Consider the following 18,909-nt stretch of genomic DNA (forward strand, 5'->3'; position numbering starts at 1 on the left):
TGTCACCGAGGAGTGTAGGGTAATGACAAATTATAGTTATATGTCTGGCTAATTAATAAAATAATTTTATGTGAAAATTAAAAATTATTCATATAAGTTTTCAATAGTTTGCCACCAGTTCAGCGTATAGTAAGCATAGTGATTGATTTTAGCTGTAATTTATACTGCTATAAAGCAAGGAGCAGTATGAATTTATCATGTGATTCACCGCAGTAAAGCTTGATCAAATATTACAAAACCCTATAGTATGGTGTTGGATATTTGTGCGTATATAAGCACTTTAATATCACTCATCATTCAGCCAGAGAGAATTTATAATTCATCTCAAGCACAAATTTTGTTGGAACTATGCACAATGCCTGACTATCGTTCAAAAACATCGACACATGGAAGAAATATGGCTGGCGCACGTGGGTTATGGCGTGCGACAGGGATGAAAGATGAGGATTTTGGCAAACCGATTATTGCGGTGGTCAACTCATTCACTCAATTTGTCCCAGGTCATGTCCATCTGAAAGATCTTGGTCAGCTCGTTGCTGAACAAATTCAAGCAGCAGGTGGTGTTGCCAAAGAGTTTAATACCATTGCAGTGGATGATGGGATTGCGATGGGACATGATGGCATGCTGTATTCACTGCCTTCACGTGATTTAATTGCAGATTCTGTTGAATATATGGTGAATGCACATTGTGCCGATGCTATGGTGTGTATTTCTAACTGCGATAAAATTACACCTGGGATGCTAATGGCATCTATGCGTTTGAATATCCCTGTTATTTTTGTATCAGGCGGCCCAATGGAAGCGGGTAAAGTCAAATATCGTGGTGAAGAAAGAGCAATTGATTTAGTTGATGCCATGGTCGTTGCAGCAGATGACAATTATAGCGACGAAGAAGTACAAGCATTTGAACGCTCTGCATGCCCGACATGTGGTTCTTGTTCTGGGATGTTTACTGCTAACTCGATGAATTGTTTAACAGAAGCATTGGGTCTATCTTTACCTGGTAATGGTTCTACTTTAGCAACGCATGCTAACCGTAAAAAATTGTTCTTAAAAGCGGGTGAAACCATCGTTAAACTGGCAAAACGTCATTATGAACAAGATGATTACAGTATTTTGCCACGTTCAATTGCAACTAAAGCAGCATTTTATAATGCAATGACTCTTGATATTGCGATGGGTGGATCAACCAATACTGTACTGCATTTGTTGGCAGCAGCCAATGAAGCAGAAGTTGATTTTACCATGACTGATATTGACCAGTTATCACGTAAAGTTCCAGTACTATGTAAAGTTGCGCCTGCTGTACAAGATGTACATATGGAAGATATTCACCGTGCTGGTGGCATCATGTCGATCTTAGGTGAGTTAGATCGTGCAGGTCTACTAGATACCTCAGTGAGTACAGTACATGAGCCGACACTCAAAGATGCACTTGATAAGTGGGATATTATTCGCACTGAAGATGCTGATGTCTATGAGTTCTTCCGCTCAGCACCTGGTGGTGTACCGACACAAGTGGCATTCTCTCAAAACCGCTACTATTCTACTTTAGATGGTAACCGTGAAACGGGTGTTATCCGTAATGCTGAACATGCCTTTTCTAAAGATGGTGGTTTGGCAGTACTTTATGGCAACATCGCACTTGATGGTTGTATTGTAAAGACAGCTGGTGTAGATGAATCAATCTTGAAGTTTAACGGTACAGCGCGTGTATTTGAAAGCCAAGATGCTGCTGTTGAAGCAATTTTAGGTCAACAAGTCAAAGCGGGCGATGTGGTCGTTATTCGTTACGAAGGCCCACGTGGTGGACCGGGTATGCAAGAAATGTTGTATCCAACCAGTTATTTAAAGTCTAAAGGCTTAGGTAAAGACTGTGCTTTAGTAACGGATGGTCGTTTCTCAGGTGGTTCATCGGGTTTATCTATCGGTCACGTATCTCCAGAAGCTGCTGAAGGTGGCGCAATTGGCTTAGTTGAAGATGGCGATGTGATTCAAATTGATATCCCAAATCGTACCATTCATCTAGATGTTAGCGAAGAGACTTTAGCAGAACGCCGTGCCTTACAAGAGAAAGCGGGTTGGCAGCCTAAAGAACAACGTAAACGTAAGATTTCTAAAGCACTCAAAGCGTATGCAATGCATACAACCAGTGCTGCGAAAGGCGCTGTTCGTGAGATTTAACTGCTCCTGATTAAATAGTTATTTAAAAATACCCAAGCCGAGCCTTGGGTATTTTTTTGACATGATCTTTGAGCCATTTTTAATTGAACAGAAACACACCGTGACCTTGGGTGTTTTGGATGTATAATTGATCATTCTCTTACAAATTGTTATAACCCCCTACAGAGTACTTAAAATCTCTGTATAAAAACTCAGCTGCGCTCAATACTTTTTTGCTATTATTCGAGGTTATCTCATGTCCTTGCTACGCCGTTGGTTTGATCCAATTCGATCGCGCTGGTTTTATCAAAAACAGAGTCGCCAAGCGGTGTTACCCACGGAACAGGGATTAAGTATTCATTTGCGTTTAGATGACGTTTACAGTTATTTAGCAGCTCAGCAACTTACTCAATTAGATGAATTATTAAGTCCAGAATTAAAACCATTAACTATCGTTATTTCAAATACCAGTGCAGAACCACCTAATCAAATGACAGTGGCTGAGTGGCATCAATATTGTTTAAATGATGCCAAAATTTTAGCAAAACAGCATCGATTTCGTTATGACGAAGAGAAACCTGAACAGCCAACAGCTGAAGCTTTGAAGCAAGCTGAAACGATTTTGCGTTATACCCCATTAACAGGGCAAAACTTCTTATATTTACTTGAAGATATTTTTCATATGTTGTGGCAACAACAGTATGGAAAATTACGCACGTTATATGTAATGGCATGTCAGCATCATAAACCGCAAAGTTTTCCTGAACGTGTTTTTAGTGATACACCCATTTTGGCCAGTTATTTTGAATTTGGTGGTCGCAAATATCATGCTGTAGATGATTTGCTTCGTTTAACGCGTCGGTTACGACAACAAAAACTACTGACAGGCACACCAATTTTTCTGATTAATCATATTGAGTGGCGTGAGCACTTACTTAATGATGCTGAGGAGTTGGCAGAAATCCAGGCGATGCATCCAGAACTGGATTTATATATTGCCCTTGAAGACCCAATCAGTTGGTTATTATTGGCTTATATTCGTGAAGAACTAGCAGATTATTACAATATTCAGTTAAATGTTTATCCACTAAGTTATCGGGGACGAGATTTATTTGACTGGAGTTTGGCTACTCGATTATCAAAACGTACTGAAGTTAAGTTCACTCCATTTTGTCGCCCAACTGCTGATGCAACATTAGCCATGGCTCAGCTCTTTTATAGCGTAAATGTGGATCAGCGTATTGAAGCGATGTATCAAATTTTACAAGCAGTATGGACTGATGCTAAGGATTTTTCATATGCTGCACATCTGCAACAGATGCAGTATGATCTTGGAGTTGATCAACTCACCGATACTGATGTCGCAGCATGTTTACAGCAAAATGACCAAGCCTGTGATGAAAAACTACAGCCGAATTTCCCTGCTTTAGTGCTACGTATTGATGGTGAAGAATATATATTTAATAGTCTATATCGCGTATGGATGATCGAGAGTATTTTTAATAACGTCCTTGAGCAAAAATATAAAGATGACAATGACGCCAGTTTTCAAGATGCTGCCGAGTAATTAACTTCTGTAACTAACCAATTTCGTTTGATGGTGACCGGTGCATAAGTTGCTACAGGATGCATTTGAATAGAGTGATTGGTACAAAAGGGTCGCAGGGCTTCACCTGTTTGTAGACGAACATCCCACTTAATACAGCCGTTTCGACCCCCACCATAATATTGTGCGAGGACTTGAACTGTTGCTTGTTGTGCTGGGGTGAAAACTAGACTAAGCCAAGACAAATAAAATAAAACTGAGCTAATGGACAACCAGACTATACCGACCATACCTAAGCTTGCCCAAAAGTTTTTTAAGGTACTACGCCAACCGTTCATATAGAGCAGTAAACCATATATTGATATTACAATTGTTGCTCCAATTGCCCAGCAGATATAGACCGTATTGAGCGTGTATATATAGGGGAAAGTAAAGAAAACACTCAGTATTAGCCAAAGTATAAAGAACATCAGTCCGATCGCACTGATCAGCCACGGCAGGATATGCATAAATATATGAGAAGGCATCGTCGATTTAACTCAGATCAAAGTGTTGGAATACGGCACTGTTTCTGCTTTTGCTGCACAAGATAATGTTTTTCATAGTTGTTCAGCCAAAGTTGAAAGGCAGGGGTATAGCGAATATTGGCATATAAAGGATCCATGCTTTTAAAATCTCGTACGGAGGTCGCATCGTCCTCCTCAGGATCTAACTGCTCAAGATAAGACATCGCCAAATCAAACTGACGATTTGCTGCATAATACCCAGCTAAGAATTCTTTTTCACGTTGGCTAAGTTCGCGCTGTCGACTGCGATAGTTTTCAATAAAGTCATGTTGCTGATTTAACCATTGCATGGCTTGATTTGGATCATGGATATATAAATACCGATAATACTTTTGAATAAAGATCATGGTATTGCCAAAGTCACTGACCATATTCTGCCGTTTGAGAACTTTGAAATAACTCGGGTTTAGTTGATCAAAGAGAAATTTTTGTTGATTATAGGAGTCAGCTTGTTGTTGGTAGATATCAAGTTGATCCAGTAGTACATTTAAATGATGTTGTTGAAAACTGGTATCGAGTGGATGATTTTTGACGAGGGCACGGCTTATCTGCTCAGCCTGTTTTAACAATTCTAGACGCTGAGTTTGATCCTTATTTTTTCGATAAAACACGGACTGACGTGCGAAGTTCAAACTCTGGTTATATGCGAGGGTCGGATATTTATTTTGGTAAATTTTTCCAGCTTGATAAACTTCATCACTTTGTTGCCAGTAGCCAAGAGATTGTTGGTAACAATATTGGCGATCTAATAATTCAGCATAATTTGAAAGCAAAGTTGCATAGTTATTAATAAAGCGCATGTGGTCGTAGTTATCAACGTCTAATTGATTAGCTAACACTGAGAAAATGACTTGTCCTTGTTGTAAATCTTGTTGATAAGCTTTTAATTGAGAAAGTTGCATTTTCTCTTCATAGAGATAATGCAGGGCATCATTATAACTAAAGACTTGTGATTCAAATTGCTCATCTAATGCTTTTGTATTGATTGGGAGTGACTGCGAACTAGATGTCACTGTTGTTACATTATTTTTGACTAGTGGTTTCCCATGACTTGCATGGCTGCTGTAGGGTATTGCTATACAGAGCAGCATAAATAGTGACAAAGAAGATCGCATATCAAATAAGTACCCTAATGAATAAGCGCTGTAGCCATTTTAAATACACACTGACTAATTTGCTTAAATGCTAGCTTGCGAATGTTGAGTCACTAATATAAACGGTTTTTCTAAATCAAAAAATGATGATTAATATTTAATTTTAGCCTCAATTTTTACTTGAGGAGAGTTCAAAAAATCATGATATTGTTCCGATTGCGCATGACTTAGTATCTCGGTATTAAGTTTGTGGAGCATATTATGCTGAGTTTTATTGTTGCAGTGTTTACCTTAGCTGGATTAATTAAAGGGGTAATTGGTTTAGGTTTACCAGCGGTTTCAATGGGACTATTAACAGTTTTTATGAGTCCATATCAAGCAGCGAGCCTTTTAATTGTTCCATCTATGCTGACAAATTTCTGGCAATTATTTGCAGAAGGTCAGGTGCTTGCTTTATTAAAACGCTTCTGGAGTTTGGCATTGGGAATAGTCGTTGGATCGACATGGAGTATATTTCCAACCTTAAGTGATCACTCTTTTCCGAGTGAAGCATTATTAGGGAGTATGCTGGCACTCTATGGACTTTACGGATTAATGGGCAAAAAAATTGCTAATTTGTCTGCTCATGAACGTTATCTATCACCTATCGTGGGTTATTTAGGGGGAGCATTAACAGTGGCAACTGGGGTTGTGGTGATTCCTGTTGTGCCCTATGTGCAGTCTTTACAGCTAAAGCGTGATGAACTGGTACAGACATTAGGTTTGGCCTTTACCATATCAACTTGTTGTTTGGCGGTATTTCTTTATCAACACCCCATGCAACAAGCTCTCCCAAACAATGTGATGCTCATGGTTGGTTTAGTTCCAGCCTTAATCGGTATGTGGCTGGGGACCAAAATTCGTTATCGCATTTCTGAAGCTAAATTTCGCCGTGTATTTTTTATTGGTGTTTTTGTTTTAGGAAGCTATATGCTTTTGCATCGAATCTGGTTGATTTAATCTAAGGCCAGTTTGCCTTTTTGTGACAATAGAAACTGAGTGAGATGCTGATATGCAATACTCAATTTATCAAAGTCTCTTGCAGCTATATGTAGTTGTCGATTTGCCCAAGCGCCGTGAAGCTCAACACTGTGAAAGTTAAATTGTTGAGCATAGCGTAACATTGCACGTTTAGGCATAATCGCTACGCCAACACCATCTGCAACTACTTGAGCAATTGCAGAAAAATTGGGTAAACGGAGACGATAGTGCAGGTTAAAGCCGAGCTGTTTTGCTTGAGTTTCTATCGATTTTTGTAGAGAGTGATAGGGCATTAGACCGACAAAGGCAAAGCTTAACGCATCGGTTAAATCGATACTTTTTTGCTTTGCCAAGCAATGTTGTTTTGCACAAATCAGCACCAGCGGATCTTCACAGAGCACTAGACTTTGTAGCTGTTGCATAGAAAAAAAGCTTGAGACGATACCCAGTTCAGCTTGTCCTTGCTGCAATGCATGAATGATGTCAGAACTTTCAGCCTCTTTAAAGTCAATTTGCAACTGGGGATTTTCATTAAGATATTGTGGTAATAGTTGTGGTAAGTATTCACTTTGTGCAGAGGAGTTACACCAAAGGCAGATGCTTTGCTGTTGTCCTTTGGAAAATCGCTGCATATGTTGCTCTAAACGGTGGTATTCGTTGAGTAAGCGCTGCGCATGTTCTGTAAATTGTTGACCTGCTAAACTGAGTTTTACACCTGCAGCATGCCGATTAAATAAATGAGTTTGGTAGTGTTGTTCTAGTTTTTTTATACGCTCACTTGCAGCCTGTAAGGAAATTGCTGAAAGTTCAGCCCCTTTGGTTAAACTTCCTGTTTCTACGATATTTAAAAATAAAATCAGATCAAAAAAACTAAGGCGCATGGTTCTGTTAACCAATAATAGTGAAATTATCTTAGTCAGCTTAGCATGATAATCCCAAGTTTTTCTTAATGATAATATCCAAATTAAACTCAAAGCATAAAAAAAGCATCTCAACCAATATTGAGATGCTTTTTAAAAGTATGTTGCTGCTGAGTATTAGAAGTAGTAATTCATACGGAATAAATAATTTCGCGGTGTACCTGGCATAGAGGTCGAGCGCCAGTATTTTTCATCAGTGAGGTTATTGATGGCAAAACTTGCACTCCATGAGTCATTTTTATAGCCCATGGCAGCATCAATACGTTCAAAGCCTTCAGCTTTTTGAGTATTTTCTTTATTGCCATAATAAGAACCCACATAGGTATAGCCAAGTTCAGTATAGAAATTCTCAACAGGTAAGTAGCGAACAAAAATATTTCCAGTATTTTTAGACACATCTTTTAGACGATTACCTTGCAACGCTGGTGTTTCTTTATCTTCTTTAACTTTGGCATCTGTATAGCCATAGCCACCACGGATATAGAGATTATCAAGCACTTTACCTATAAAACTAAATTCAATCCCTTTAGATTGATGTTCGCCTGCAACAGCGTATACATCTGGCTGCTCCTCAGGATCAGGTTTATAGCGAATATTCTTTTTACGGATATCATAAACTGAAAGTTGTGTATTTAAACGCTCGTCAAACCAATCACTTTTCACACCAATTTCATATTGGTCGTTGTATTGAGGTTCAGCATTAAATGCATTTAAATTCGTGCTACCTGTAACTGCATTGACGCCCATGCTGCCACCAAAAGGTGAAAAGCTTTTGCTATATGAAGCATAAAAACTTTGATGTTCAGTTGGCTGCCAGATAATTCCAGCATTAGGGCTAAAGGTATTATCATTCACAGTACGTCGTTGATCGATGTCACCATCAGGTTTTAATTTATTGGTTGTTGAGTTCTCATAATAATCATAACGACCACCGAGCATCAGTTTAAATTGCTCATTAAAACTGATGAGGTCTTGAACAAAGACAGCATAGTTAATGCCTTCATTATAATTATGTTGATTGACCTTTAAGTTTCCGCCGTGGCGATCATTAAAACGATCACCTGTAATCGGGTCTATATAACCGTAAATAGGTTGGCCTTTGGCAGAACCATCTTCATAGGTATTGGCAAGTAAGGGTTCACGTTGTTCGTAGACCCAGTCTGCGCCAAACATAATATTATGTTTGATGGCTCCTGTATAAACCTCACCTTTAAGATCAAAGGTGTTACTGGTGGTTTTATTTGCAGTCTGCTGCCAGTAGTAGTTTTGTCGAATAAGATTATCTGCACAGACAGGTGGCTTATTCTTATCTTTATTGTTTAATGTGGCACAAGATGAGCCTGAATAGAAATGATCAAAATTTTGGAAAGCCTCACGGAAACTGACTCCCCAATGAAATTTCCAGTTGTTAGAGAGATCGTAATTTAAATCAGAACGAATAATCTCAGAACGGTCATAGATGTAATCACCATTTTGAGCAAAGCCCATCTTAATTGACGTTTCTGCTGGTAACTCTGCGAAATTAGGTCCGCGATCAGGGGTGCGGTCAATTTTGTCGTAAGTGTATTGCGTGGTCCAAGTTAGAGTTTGATCATCATTACGGTAAGTAAAGCTTGGCGACAACATCTCTGTTTTAGTGCCAATCCCTTGACGGAAACTATTGCTATCACCTAACTCTCCAGTAAGACGGATTGCAAAGTTATCATTGACGACTTGGTTAATATCGAGGGTGCCACCGATATTATTATAAGAGCCTGTGTAAAGCCCGACAGAACTTGGTGAGTCAAAATTAGCAAATTTACTCACCATATTGACAACACCACCGCCCGCACTACGCCCATAAAGCACTGAGGCAGGACCTTTTAATATTTCAATACGTTCAATATTTGCAGTACTACGACGAACTTGCCCACTTTCTCGAATACCATCTCGATAAATATCACCTGTATCAGAATCAAACCCACGCAGCATAATTCCATCTTCACGTGTATCATAATTGGTTGATACGCCTGGCGTACCTTGAAGCATGACACTTAAATCATTACTGCCGTAAATTTTATATTTAGAGACATCAATCGTATCTACAGTTTGTGGGATATCTTTTTTATCTAGACCATTACGCGTTACATTGGCATTTTTATAGTCCACATAGGTTTTAATTGGATCACCTTCCGCCATTGCCTCGATTGTGATCGTGGGCAATATGACTCGTTGTTTTTCAATACTGGATTGCTCTTCAATCGGGTCAGCATAACTAAGTGTCGGGACAGTAACTACACTAAATGTAGATAAAATTAGAGAGAGTGGGTGCTTACGGAAGGTCATGAAAGGTATAGATACTGATAATCGTTATCGTTAATTTTAGCAATAAAAATGCGTTGTACAATGGTTTTGTATCATTGTTGTTTATTTTTACTTCAAAATGATGAGTAAGCCTAAGTAAGATAAGGAAATTAAAAAGCCAGCCTCGACGTCCTATCGAGGCTGGCTTATATTCTGCTTGTTGGTATGACTCCTGTCTTACCAAGCATCCTGCTATTGAATCATTTTATTTATTTTTACACTTTGTATTTATAGAAACTTCCTGTTCCCTGTGTGATTAGAATATAAAATCTTGTAGTTCAGACCAAGTAGCAAAAAGCATTAATCTTTGTAATCTATGGCTTACAAAACAGAGCAGATCATTATTAAGATTAATATAAATGACTGAGCAACAGTAATATTCCCAATACGACTAAGATGATACCAATGCCACGATTGATTTGCTGCTGATGAGCCAACATTCTTTGTCTAATGGTCGGTTGAGAGAAAACTAAACTGACGATTGTAAACCAAATAAAATGTGTAAACGACATAAATAATCCATAACTGACTAATAGACTCGTTGCTGTACTGATAATTTGCGTATAAGTACTGATGACAAATAAAGTGGTTTTGGGATTGAGAACGTTGGTGAGGAAGCCGTTTTTAAATGCTTGTGATCGGCTAAGTGTGGGAGGTGTTGTCGTATAAGATGTAATCGGTTGAGTAAAGGTTTTATAACCTATGTAGATTAAGTAGACTGAGCCAATGTATCGAATAATATTTAAAATTTCAGGGATAGAATGGAATGCCCAGTGTAAAGCAATAAGGGTATAACTCACGTGAACGAGTACAGCTAAAGCAATGCCTAGAGCGGTTAAAATACCGATATGGCGACCGTATAAATAACTATTTTTGGTGACGATCGCAAAGTCTGCTCCCGGACTAATCACGGCTAAAATCGTGATACAAAGGACTGCGATAAATTCTGGCATAGTGCTAAGATTTAAGTGGTAAAGACACTATATTTTGATTCGATTTCAGAAAATTAAAATTGAATAATTTGCCAGCATCTATATGAGTTTTTGGAATGATCGATCATAAAGTCCCGTTAAATTCACTTAAATTTTTTTATTATGTTGCAGAGTACGGCAGCGTAAGTATTGCTGCTGAAAAATTATATTTAACTCAAAGTGCAGTGTGTAAACAAGTTAAAAGTTTAGAACAGGCTTTAGCTGTACAGTTATTTGATCGGATCAATAAGTCTTTAATATTAACGACAGAAGGCAGAACACTTTATATGTGCTGCCAACAGATTTTTGGCCAATTACAACAATGTTTGGAAAAGATTCAGCAGAGCAAACCGATAAATAGCCCCTTGGTTTTATCCTGCGAACCGACATTTTCAATGAAATGGTTAATTCCACGACTCGCACAAGTTGCACAGCTTAATTGGGGCTTTGAAGTCGTGCTACAGACAGGTGGTGGCCCAGTAAATTTCAATGACACGCAAATTGATCTAGCACTGAGACGGGATGATTTTAATTGGGGAACTCATCTTTATACCGAAAAGTTGGCCGATGAATATATGGTGTTGATTCAAAGCCAACAAGCTAAGTCTGATCCACAACTTTTATGGTCAAGCTCACGGCCTAATTTTGAAAAACAATTGCGTAGACAGGTCGGTATTCAGAAGTTAATTCCGCAATCACAGTGGGTTGCTCTAGATCATTTTTATCTTTGCCTTGAAGGGTGTATGGCAGGGTGGGGGGCAACATTAATCTCGATTTTTATGGTGGAGAAAGAGCTTACACATCAAACAGTACAAGTGATGATGCCTGCATTTACAGATCATTCCGCTTATTATTTATTGTCTGCAGAACCTATTGAAAATGATTCACGCAAACAGATTTTTATGCACTGGTTAAAACAACAAATGTCACAGACCCAACAAAACTTAGGCTGTATATAAAAAAAGCCGCCCTAAGGCGGCTTAATATTAATATTCAGAGAGCTGTTAATTTCTTAGACTAAAAATCCAGTTTAATAATAGAGCGGCAAAAGTTGCGGTGCCAATACCACCCAAATTAAAGTCACCAAATTGCAATGCAAAATCACCAGTACCTAAAATAATTGTTACTGCAGCAACCATTAAGTTTTTATTTTGGGAGAAATCGACTTTATTTTCGATCCAGATTTTAGCGCCAGCAATAGTAATTAGACCAAAAACGACAATCGATGCACCAGTTAAAATGGCTAAAGGAATGGTATGGATCATCGCACCAAATTTTGGTGATAGCCCTAAGAAAATAGCAAAAACACCTGCGATTACAAAGATGACCGTTGAATAAACGCGAGTGACAGCCATCACCCCAATATTTTCACCATAAGTCGTCATCCCTGGTGCACCTACACCACCAGATAAAGTGGTTGCAAGGCCATCAGCCACGAAAGCTTTACCAATATGCGGATCGAGGTTTTCACCCGTCATCGCGCTTACTGCTTTGATATGTCCAAGGTTTTCAGCGACCAAGATTAAAGCAATCGGAGCAATAATCAGCATCGCATGTGGATCAAATACTGGCGCATGTAACGTTGGAAGACCGAACCATGTTGCTTGTTGCATAGGTACAAAGTTAATTGGTGTACCTAAGTTAAGAATATTCGTCGCAACAAAATAGATGAGGTAAGAAACAATCAGGCCAACCAGTAGCAGTAGGCGCTGCAATAGTCCGCGAGTGAAGACCGCAATTGATCCCATACACAGTACAGTAACCAGTGCCATCCACATTTCAAAGTTATGTCCAGCAACTGCTTTGATGGTTGTAGGGGCGAGATTTAGACCGATAATCATCACGACAGCACCTGTAACTACAGGAGGCATAAGTTTTTCAATCCAGTGCGTACCAGTCAGCATTACCATGAAACCAAATAGCGCATAAAGCACACCGCAGGCCATAATACCGCCCGCAGCTACACCAAGATTTAAATTGGCTGCTCCAGTCCCCGAGGCTGCATAACCTGTAGCTGCAATCACAACACCAATAAAAGCAAAGCTTGATCCCAAGTAACTTGGAACGCGTCCACCTGTGATCAGGAAGAATAAAATAGTACAAATCCCTGACATCAAAATAGCAAGGTTTGGATCAAAACCCATCAAAAAAGGGGCAAGTACTGTTGCACCAAACATGGCAAATGCATGTTGTATGCCCAAAATGATACTTTGTGCGGGAGGTAAGTACTCATCTGTACGCACAGGCTGTTGTTGAATATCACCTTGGTAAGGTCGCCACTTTGGAAACCAATTGGACATAAATTGAGCACTCTAAAAGCAAATTGTGCACATGATACTCTGCTTTATTCAAAAAATATGTCTGTAATCGCATGAAAATATAAAATAAATGCAGTGAGCTTTGATATCAATCCATATTTATTGCAGTGTTTTTTTAGTAATTTTTTTAAAATCAGCTAATTAATCGTTAGTCTGATATGTATATCGGTCTGTTATTTGCTGAGGTCCAGCCATAAAAAAACCGCGCAATATTGCGCGGTTTTTGTTGTTAAATGATCAACAATTATTTTTTGTCATCTTTAACTTCAGTGAACTCAGCATCAACTACGCCATCGTCCGCTTTTTGTTGTTGAGCAGCATCACCTTGGAATGCATTTGGATCAAAACCTTGTGCATCGCCACCTGCTTGTTGAGCTTGCTCATAAGCACGTTGAGTGATTGGCATTAAGATATTTTGCAAAGCTTCAGTTTTTGCTTTGATATCTTCAACATCATTTTCTTTTGCAGCAGCTTCTAATTCAGAAACAGCAGCTTCAACAGCAGCTTTTTCGTCGCCAGTCACTTGCTCGCCTAAATCTTTAACTGCTTTTTGCGAGCTAGAGATTAATGCATCAGCTTCGTTACGTGCTTTAGCTAACTCTTCAAACTTGCGGTCTTCTTCAGCATTTGCTTCAGCATCTTTGATCATCGCGTCGATTTCAGCATCAGACAAACCTGAGTTTGCTTTGATCTGGATCGATTGCTCTTTACCAGTGCTCTTGTCTTTAGCAGATACTTTTAAGATACCATCGGCATTAATGTCAAAAGATACTTCAATTTGCGGTACACCACGTGGAGCAGGTGGGATATCGCCTAATTGGAAGTTACCCAAAAGTTTGTTTTGCTGAGCCATCTTACGTTCACCTTGGTAAACAGAGATGTCTACTGCAGGTTGGTTGTCAGCAGCAGTTGAGAATACTTGTGATTTCTTCGCAGGAATCGTTGTATTTTTCTCAATAATTGCTGTTAACACGCCACCCATAGTTTCAATACCTAGAGTAAGCGGAGTAACGTCAAGTAAAAGTACGTCATTCTTGTCACCAGACAATACTGCACCTTGAATTGCTGCACCCATTGCTACAGCTTCGTCAGGGTTTACGTCTTTACGTGGTTCTTTACCGAAGAATTCTTGTACTTTTTGCTGTACAAGTGGCATACGTGATTGACCACCAACCAAAATTACGTCAGAAATTTCAGAAGTTGAAAGACCAGCATCTTTAAGTGCAACGCGACATGGTTCAATCGTACGTGCAACAAGATCAGCAACCAAACCTTCTAATTTTGCACGTGTTACATTAATCACTAAGTGTTTAGGGCCTGAAGCATCAGCAGTGATGTATGGCAAGTTGATTTCAGTTGAGTTTGAAGAAGACAATTCAATTTTTGCTTTTTCAGCAGCTTCTTTCAAACGTTGTAATGCAAGTGGATCGTTTTTCAAGTTAAAGTTTTGTTCTTTTTTGAACTCTTCAACTAAGTATTCGATCAAAGCATTATCGAAGTCTTCACCACCAAGGAAAGTATCACCATTTGTAGATAACACTTCAATTTGTTGGTCGCCATCAAGGTCTGCAATTTCAATAATTGAAACGTCGAAAGTACCACCACCAAGGTCATATACCGCAATTTTACGGTCGCCTTCTTTCTTGTCCATACCGAATGCAAGTGCAGCAGCAGTAGGTTCGTTGATGATACGTTTTACGTCTAAACCAGCAATTTTACCAGCATCTTTAGTTGCTTGACGTTGAGCATCGTTAAAGTAAGCAGGTACAGTTACAACTGCTTCAGTTACTGTTTCACCTAAATAGTCTTCAGCTGTTTTCTTCATTTTTTTCAAAATTTCAGCTGAAACTTGTTGTGGAGCTAGTTTCTTGTCGTTAACTTCGACCCAAGCATCACCGTTGTCCGCTTTAATGATTTTATAAGGGACTAAGCCGATATCTTTTTGAACTGCAGCATCTTCATAACGACGACCGATCAAACGTTTGATCGCGAATAAAGTGTTTTTAGGGTTGGTTACTGCTTGACGTTTAGCTGATTGACCAACGAGGATCTCACCATCTTTATAAGCAACGATAGATGGAGTAGTACGAGTACCTTCCGCATTTTCGATAACTTTAACTTTGTCGCCTTCTAATACGGCAACACATGAGTTAGTTGTACCTAAGTCAATACCAATAATTTTAGCCATTGATGTATTCCTCAAAAATTTTTTTACAATAATTTATGCTTGTGATCCGATATGAGAGCCTTTCAAAATTTTTCAAGTGAAATATAGGAAAAAAATTAAAAGGCTTTCAAAGAAGTTGTTTTATTGACCAACCATTACCATTGCCGGGCGAAGTAGACGGCCAGAAAGGGTATAACCTTTTTGTAATACAGTGCCGATTTCACCAGCTTTGCTGTTTGGATCAATACCAACAGCTTGATGTAGATCTGCATTGAAACCTTGTGCAGTTTCGACAACAACAACTTCAAATTTTTCTAAGGTTGCCAGAAGTGATTTCAAAGTCAGCTGGACACCTTCAACTACAGGATCTTGTTGATCACCCGCTGCTTGAATTGCACGTTCTAAGTTGTCGACGCTATCAAGTAATTCTTTAGCAAATTTTTCTAAAGCAAATTTTTTCGCTGAATCTGCATCACGTTCTAGGCGCTCTTTGGTTTTTTCTGCATCATATTTAGCGTTAGCAGCAACTGCTTTTTCGTACTTTAAACTTTCTTCAAGTTTGACAATTTGAGCATTTAAATCTGCAATGATTTGCGCTTCAGTTTGCTGAACATCTTCTGAATGCCCTTGTTGTGCATCAGCATTATCTACTTGGATGTCTTGAGCTTGCTCATTTTGCTCATTTGCCATTGATGATCTCCGTTTAAATAGGTCTTTAAACATGTACAGTCCTTTACTGAATTACTGTATTTACAGGTCTAAGGCTGAACTGCCATGAGTATGTAATTTGTTAATGTAATGAGAAATGCGGGCAGTTCTAAAAAATTCAAGCACCAAGCCCTTAAATAGTTGTATATCCAGTTTGAATTAAAACAAGAACTATGCTGATTCAATTGCACCATAAAGATTTTAACGTTTTGTGTGAAGTTATAGGTTACTTAAAGTTCTACAAGATGAGGCTTCACTAATTTTTATTGCAGGAATCGATTTGAGTTGTCATTTTGCAAAAATATGTCCCCCATTAAGTTTGATAGGCAAACAGTTATATATTTCAGAAATTTTTATAAAACAACTTGGTATTTTTAGAATCTGTTGCTGAAAACATTTTAAACCAGTCATTTAAAGATTTAATAAAAACTGCATAACTCCTACTCGTTGTCATAAAAGGGATACTGAGAGAGGGTGATAGTTTCTTTTGAAAGATGAATGATGTGAGAGATCAAATTATTTAAGTGTTTTGATCCCACTCAATGATGAACAAAGGATAATATAAATGAAAAAATTGGTTTCTCTTTCAAGTTTAATAATCGCAACAACAGCAATGATGGTTGGGTGTGCTTCCCAGCAAGAAAAACAAATATTGGGCGATGCCAAATTCACTCCGATTCCTCGAGCTTTAGCACCTGAAAGTCAAAATCAAACGATCCCAAGCAACCCGGGTACACAGGTAATTCCTAATGCAACCATGAATAATTCTGATGAAAATAAAACTGATCTGAATCATCCTGAATCAAATAAAAATCAGCCTTTTCAAACTGTCGTCCCATAGGCCATTTGGGATATTCAGTTTGTTATAGATTTTGCGTATCAAATAAACAGTAGGAGGTGGATTCTCTACTGTTTATTTTTTTGGGTAGAATTGGCTGAAACTTACATTATCTCGGTGAATTAACATAAATGATGTCAATGACAATAATCCTAGAATGTACCTAGTATCTGTGATTGTGCAATTTAAAACGAATAATGATGACCACATATTAAGATGATGCACAAATGTAAAAACTTAACACTAGGTCAATATGGGAAGCCAATATGCAGAACGCTATACAGAGAATAAATCAAAGAGTATTGAGTAAGCAGGGCAGCGCAGCACGCATGTTGGATCGTATGCCTCGGGTTGTGCAAACCTCTATAGTCAAAGCATTGAAATATCCTTTTGCTTATCCTGAACTTGATAGCTTTAGCCAAGCATTAATGGCGATACAACACAAGCAAGGCATCAGTGGTATTGTCGGGGAGGATGTGATTGCATCTCGACAACTTTTTGAATCAAGTGCTCAACTATTAATACAACGAGCAACGGCTGTTGCCCAAGTGAAGGATTTAAAATTACCTTTACGAAGTGGTGAAATTGATGCTCGACATTACCACCCTGCACCCAATAAAAAATTACCGATGTTAGTTTTCTATCACGGTGGTGGTTTTGTTGTGGGAAGTCGTAATAGTCATGATGAAGTTTGTCGTTTAATCGCGATTCATAGCAAAGTACAAGTGCTTAGTATTGAATACCCTCTAGCACCAGAGGTTGGCCCAGTTGCTTTGATTAAATCATGTGAAGATGCTTTGGCATGGGTATATCAAAATCGCAATCAATTTAAAATATTAAAAAATCGTATTGCTGTTGCAGGAGATAGTGCTGGCGGAAATATTGCAACAGTTATTGCACAAAGAACTAAAAACACTGCTTATGCACCGCAAGCTCAATTTCTGATTTATCCTACTGTCGACTTTAAAAGTCGTCACCCTTCATTCTATATGTATAAAGACGGATTGATTTTAACAGGGCAGGATGTGGACTTAGTGACAGAGTATTATGCATTGCGACATGGTATAGAGCTTGATGATCCGCTTATATCGCCAACCTATGGTGATATTAAAAAACTTGCAGCTACATTTATAGCCACAGCTGGACATGATATTTTGCATGATGAAGGTAAAATTTATGCTTATAAGCTAAAGCAGCATGGCGTACATGTACATTATCGAGAATATGCAGATCAAATTCATGGTTTTATTAATTTGACTCCAATTTCAAGAAAAGCCAAAAAGTATTTGATTGAGATGAGTAAAGACTTCCGCCGATTTTGGGATAAAAGTTGTTAAAACATCGGATCGATTGATTTGAAGATAGAAGTTTTCGTACTGTTTAATCACTATCAGTGAACAATAATTCATTTGAGATGTGTTACATATATAGTCTTTAGCAATTTAAATACGAATAGAGTAACTCAAATGATTAAACAACTTGTATTTGCTGTAGGGTTAAGCAGTATCGGTGCTTCAGTTTATGCTAATACACATATGTTGGTACAAACCAATTATGGCAACATTGAAATTGAACTATATGATGACAAAGCACCAATTTCTGTGCAGAACTTTAAAAACTACGCTAACAAGAATTTTTATAACGGAACGATTTTTCATCGTGTCATTCCAGGCTTTATGATCCAAGGCGGTGGTTTCGATAAAAATATGGTGGAGAAGAGTACTCAGGCAGCAATTAAGAATGAATCAAATAATGGATTGAAGAATCTTCGAGGCACATTGGCGATGGCCCGTACCAATGATCCGAACTCTGCAACGAGTCAATTCTTTATTAATGTCGCAGACAATGATTTTTTAAATAGTAAGCCTATGAATCCTGGTTATGCGGTATTTGGTAAAGTGACTAAGGGTATGGATATCGTCGATAAGATTGTAAAAGTACCAACAGGATCTTACGGAATGTACCAAGATGTGCCAAAACAGAGCGTAAATATTACCAATGTTCAAATAATCAAATAAACTCAGCAAAATAATCGCTGAAATAAGCAAAAAAAAAGTAGAAATATTTTAGTCATATTTCTACTTTATAATTATAAGGTTACGTAAGTTTAGTTTGAAAAGTGAACCAATTTGGTGCGTAAAAATCCAACAGTCGAGTTAAAAAGTGCTGAAAGCCTCTTGCAGCCTAAAAAAAATCTCCTATAATGAGCTCATCCCGACGCGATACAGGCAACGAACTTAGTTCAAAGGGCTAG

General features: G+C 38.4%; 15 protein-coding genes. 7 read left to right on the forward strand and 8 right to left on the reverse strand.

Translation table 11 applies throughout. The features are described from left to right. The first annotated feature begins 355 nt into the window (after positions 1–355). Both ilvD and Aru01_RS15160 read left to right on the forward strand, forming a co-directional pair. Positions 356–2,185: a dihydroxy-acid dehydratase gene (gene ilvD / locus Aru01_RS15155; protein ID WP_016654471.1), complete on the forward strand. Its 1,830-nt coding sequence runs from the start codon at positions 356–358 to the stop codon at positions 2,183–2,185. A 235-nt stretch (positions 2,186–2,420) separates the two neighbouring features. Then, positions 2,421–3,731, forward strand: coding sequence for a hypothetical protein (locus tag Aru01_RS15160; protein WP_016654470.1), 1,311 nt, complete (start codon positions 2,421–2,423; stop codon positions 3,729–3,731). On the opposite strand, the gene Aru01_RS15165 is transcribed toward Aru01_RS15160, so the two are convergent. Together Aru01_RS15165 and Aru01_RS15170 are read right to left on the reverse strand one after the other, a co-directional pair. After that, on the reverse strand, positions 3,713–4,237 hold the full coding sequence (locus Aru01_RS15165) for a hypothetical protein (protein ID WP_016654469.1): 525 nt from the start codon (positions 4,235–4,237) through the stop codon (positions 3,713–3,715). The genes Aru01_RS15160 and Aru01_RS15165 overlap by 19 nt on opposite strands. Positions 4,238–4,254: 17 nt before the next feature. Then, the gene (locus Aru01_RS15170) at positions 4,255–5,289 is read right to left on the reverse strand and encodes a hypothetical protein (protein ID WP_042111558.1); all 1,035 of its coding nucleotides are present in this window, start codon (positions 5,287–5,289) and stop codon (positions 4,255–4,257) included. Positions 5,290–5,631: 342 nt separating this feature from the next. On the opposite strand from Aru01_RS15170, the gene Aru01_RS15175 reads away from it, so the two are divergent. Continuing rightward, entirely contained in the window at positions 5,632–6,369 is a 738-nt protein-coding gene (locus tag Aru01_RS15175; protein WP_016654467.1) for a sulfite exporter TauE/SafE family protein, read from the forward strand. Here Aru01_RS15175 and Aru01_RS15180 read toward each other — a convergent pair. The 3 genes from Aru01_RS15180 to Aru01_RS15190 form a co-directional block, all read right to left on the reverse strand. After that, entirely contained in the window at positions 6,366–7,271 is a 906-nt protein-coding gene (locus tag Aru01_RS15180) for a LysR substrate-binding domain-containing protein (RefSeq protein ID WP_016654466.1), read from the reverse strand. The genes Aru01_RS15175 and Aru01_RS15180 overlap by 4 nt on opposite strands. 156 nt (positions 7,272–7,427) lie before the next feature. Continuing rightward, positions 7,428–9,635 (reverse strand): TonB-dependent receptor, encoded by a 2,208-nt coding sequence (locus tag Aru01_RS15185; protein ID WP_016654465.1) that lies wholly within the window; start codon positions 9,633–9,635, stop codon positions 7,428–7,430. Positions 9,636–10,003: 368 nt separating this feature from the next. Then, positions 10,004–10,606: a LysE family translocator gene (locus Aru01_RS15190; RefSeq protein WP_016654464.1), complete on the reverse strand. Its 603-nt coding sequence runs from the start codon at positions 10,604–10,606 to the stop codon at positions 10,004–10,006. A 95-nt stretch (positions 10,607–10,701) separates the two neighbouring features. Between Aru01_RS15190 and Aru01_RS15195 the strand changes: the two genes are divergently transcribed. After that, positions 10,702–11,583 carry a LysR family transcriptional regulator gene (locus Aru01_RS15195; protein ID WP_016654463.1) on the forward strand — a complete coding sequence of 294 codons (882 nt, stop codon included), beginning with the start codon at positions 10,702–10,704 and terminating at the stop codon, positions 11,581–11,583. A gap of 45 nt (positions 11,584–11,628) precedes the next feature. Here Aru01_RS15195 and Aru01_RS15200 read toward each other — a convergent pair whose 3' ends face one another. The 3 genes from Aru01_RS15200 to grpE form a co-directional block, all read right to left on the reverse strand. Continuing rightward, a complete protein-coding gene (locus Aru01_RS15200; protein ID WP_016654462.1) occupies positions 11,629–12,924 on the reverse strand; it encodes a solute carrier family 23 protein in 1,296 nt (431 codons plus the stop codon). Between the two features lie 262 nt (positions 12,925–13,186). Continuing rightward, positions 13,187–15,130: a molecular chaperone DnaK gene (gene dnaK, locus Aru01_RS15205; protein ID WP_016654461.1), complete on the reverse strand. Its 1,944-nt coding sequence runs from the start codon at positions 15,128–15,130 to the stop codon at positions 13,187–13,189. Positions 15,131–15,250: 120 nt separating this feature from the next. After that, positions 15,251–15,832, reverse strand: a complete 582-nt coding sequence (gene grpE, locus Aru01_RS15210) for a nucleotide exchange factor GrpE (RefSeq protein ID WP_370736891.1) — start codon at positions 15,830–15,832, stop codon at positions 15,251–15,253. A gap of 550 nt (positions 15,833–16,382) precedes the next feature. Between grpE and Aru01_RS15215 the strand changes: the two genes are divergently transcribed. The 3 genes from Aru01_RS15215 to Aru01_RS15225 all read left to right on the forward strand — a co-directional run bounded on the left by Aru01_RS15215 (position 16,383) and on the right by Aru01_RS15225 (position 18,673). After that, on the forward strand, positions 16,383–16,658 hold the full coding sequence (locus Aru01_RS15215) for a hypothetical protein (RefSeq protein ID WP_016654459.1): 276 nt from the start codon (positions 16,383–16,385) through the stop codon (positions 16,656–16,658). 263 nt (positions 16,659–16,921) lie between these two features. Beyond that, positions 16,922–17,992, forward strand: coding sequence for an alpha/beta hydrolase (locus tag Aru01_RS15220; RefSeq protein ID WP_016654458.1), 1,071 nt, complete (start codon positions 16,922–16,924; stop codon positions 17,990–17,992). A 129-nt stretch (positions 17,993–18,121) separates the two neighbouring features. Beyond that, positions 18,122–18,673, forward strand: coding sequence for a peptidylprolyl isomerase (locus Aru01_RS15225; protein ID WP_016654457.1), 552 nt, complete (start codon positions 18,122–18,124; stop codon positions 18,671–18,673). Positions 18,674–18,909 lie beyond the last annotated feature (236 nt).

This window comes from Acinetobacter rudis, assembly GCF_000829675.1.
GTDB lineage: Bacteria > Pseudomonadota > Gammaproteobacteria > Pseudomonadales > Moraxellaceae > Acinetobacter > Acinetobacter rudis.